We start from the raw sequence: 2,678 nt of genomic DNA on the forward strand, positions 1-2,678 counted from the left end.
TGAAATCACCTACAGCGCAAGGTCGCTCGGCGATTGCCCCTTAGCGCCGGATTTCGTCAATCTGCTCCCCGACCCCCCTGTCCGTACGGATTGGTGGAACACGCCTATCTCGCAGCGATGATGGATTCGCACCTGTCCGCTGTTTGACGCGAGTTTTGAGACGCTGCGACCAGCGCTTCATCTCGTTCCCACGGTATGGCCACGCGACCGAAACAAGCGGCACCGTGCGTACGCAAGGTTCTTGAGCATCATCGACTAGAGCGCTGGAAAGCTCAGAAACCGCCGGATATAGTCATGCCGATACGCTGCTGTTCCAATTCGCGTCGGGAGCTCCGTCTTTGGTTGGTTTCGGCCGGCCCCGCCGGGGGGTGAAGCCATCGGATCCAATCTCCTTCGTCGTGATAGCAGAACATCTTGTGCCATCGGGGCGGAGTTACCCGACGCCCTGCGCAGGAGCAATTTTCGGGTGTCGGATGTTGTGTCAGGAGACCAGTGTGGCAGTGGCCTCGTCCTTGGTGTAGTACATAGCAGCTCGCGCTGCCTTGCTGTCCGAAGATAGTTGGCCGCTAGTCGCGAAAACCGGTACGGATTGGCCAAACTCACGATCACCGCCGGGTACGTCGAAGTAATCCTTGATGATCACGAGGAATGCTGCGGTCACAGATGTACCGGTCGGGACGGGGTTCTTGAAATTCACACCGAAGGACGGCCAGCGGGCATATTGGTCGTTTTGTTTGCACGACCCGTCGTTTTTACCGAATGACTGTGCGAATTCAAGGCGGGCGCCCATCGCAGCGGCGGCTGAGGATTGCTGCCTCGTTCGCATGCCGATATTGACGTGCATGTCGATGGGAGTGTCGAACTGAGGAGTTGTCGCGACAGCGGTCATCGAACCGAGCACTACCGCCGCATTCGAGTAGGTGGGTCCGTCACCGCATTGTTGTCCTACAACCAAGTTGCTGTTGAGCGGATGGCTTGCGCCTCGTATGTCGTCGAACGCGAGCACGTCGCTCAGTGAGATAGACATGTTGTAGGAGTATCCGTCGCCGTTCTTGAAGGACCACATGCCTCGCTGGACGAGGACGGCATCGATGGACGGAACCGGGGGCGTGCTGGTTGGATCCGTGACAGCAGAATCGAGGATGCTGTCGAGCTCTGCCGGTTCGGCACGCTGCGCGCAGGACGGCAGTAGGAGTACCGCGGCCGCGACCATCGAGGCCACGACCATGGACCTGGCACCGAAGCGAGGGTTCTTGGGTAAAGCAACGGCTTTTGTCATGAGCTCAGCTCCAACTGATGCGTTGTACCGAATAGGATCGCAATCCGATTGCACGTCCCTGCGGGTGCAACCATCGGACCGTCTGACGTTATTGGCGAAATGGTCGGACACTCGACTTCTCCCCGATCTGATGTGCTGTTGGGGCTGGTGGCGTTCGGCCGCATCGGATCGAGGTCGACAGTGCAGTGGACCCGCGATGTGCCATGCGTGTGTGTGGTGCTTGCGCGACATTCCCATTGATGGCTCCTGTGCTGGGCTCGTGGAGGATGTCGAAGGATGGGTCGGTTCGACGACTTCTGTTGCGAATCGGTGCCTGTCCGAAGTCGCTGCGGTGCCGGAGGTGCAGCTGTCACGAATGATATGTGCATGTCACGGTTCGGCAGATGGTGTCTAAAGCGTGTTGCGCTTCGATTGAAGGACGCTGATCGGCTTCGGTGTTACGACCAGCAGTGAGGGCTGATATGACGTCATCGACGGCGGTGGCCACGATGAGGTCCACGGAATGGTCCGGCGGATCTTTTGAAATCGCCATAGGTTCCTTGCGGGCAAGCAAGTCGAATCGTTGAAGCACGGATACGGTGTAGATCCACAGCGCTGCTGTGTTTGCGACCATGATCATTGTCGGGCCTGCGCTTGCTGGGAAAGGTTGGAGAGCGGCAAGTCCGAGTGTGGGGACGGCGGCAAGCCAGAGTGCTCCACCCATGTTCGAGTCGGTTTTACGAATCGCATTCTGTAGTGGGCCGGAAGTCCCGTCGGTGTCGCGCCTCAATCAAGGTCGTCGATCGTGATGAGCCCGTCCTGCAGGGCGCGGGCGAGCAGAGCGCTTTTCGAGGGCGCTGGTCGGCCCTTGGCCGAGTATTTCTCACGAACCCGAGCAAGGTGGGTGTTCACGGTCCCCAAGGAGAGGAAGAGTTGCGCGGCGAGGACTTCCTTGGAATCGCATTTCAGCCAGCCCAGGAGAACTTCCGTCTCCCGCGCGGAGAGCTTTGGGGCTTCGCGTCTGATCGTGTTGTGCACGGTCCTCGACGGATTGTTGGTCGATCCCAGTATGGGGTGTTCTTCCACGACGTTGTTCACAGTGACTCCCTCTGTCATCACAGTTCGCGAGAACGGCGACCTCTCCGCCCCCTGTTTCCCTGACGGAGAAGTTATCGGCGTTGTCCGACGCGGACGAGACACCAATTCGGGGGACGCTAGAACTGGGGGCACCGTTTGCAATGCGAACTGCCTGTGTTCAGGGGCGGTCGTGCCCGATGATGTGGCCGTCTTGCTCTAGCTCGACACGGCGGGAGCCGCTTTCGTTGCTCACGAGCACCGACGCGGTCAGTGCACGACCGGGTGGGAGGACTCGGGCGGTGATCGACCCGGATTCTGCCCGGTTGAGTTCGTCGGCCACGGT

The 2,678-nt window shown here is 59.5% G+C and carries 3 protein-coding genes; all 3 read right to left on the reverse strand.

Features of this window, described 5'->3' with window-relative positions; genetic code table 11:
• Nucleotides 1-481: 481 nt before the first annotated feature.
• On the reverse strand, nt 482-1,279 hold the full coding sequence (locus MLGJGCBP_RS17905; protein WP_160097350.1) for a hypothetical protein: 798 nt from the start codon (nt 1,277-1,279) through the stop codon (nt 482-484).
• A gap of 349 nt (nt 1,280-1,628) precedes the next feature.
• Nucleotides 1,629-1,898: a hypothetical protein gene (locus tag MLGJGCBP_RS17910; protein WP_160097352.1), complete on the reverse strand. Its 270-nt coding sequence runs from the start codon at nt 1,896-1,898 to the stop codon at nt 1,629-1,631.
• Between the two features lie 146 nt (nt 1,899-2,044).
• Nucleotides 2,045-2,356: a LuxR C-terminal-related transcriptional regulator gene (locus tag MLGJGCBP_RS17915; protein ID WP_236581181.1), complete on the reverse strand. Its 312-nt coding sequence runs from the start codon at nt 2,354-2,356 to the stop codon at nt 2,045-2,047.
• Between the last annotated feature and the right edge of the window lie 322 nt (nt 2,357-2,678).

The sequence above is a fragment of the Rhodococcus sp. T7 genome, assembly GCF_009872365.1.
GTDB lineage: Bacteria > Actinomycetota > Actinomycetes > Mycobacteriales > Mycobacteriaceae > Rhodococcus_F.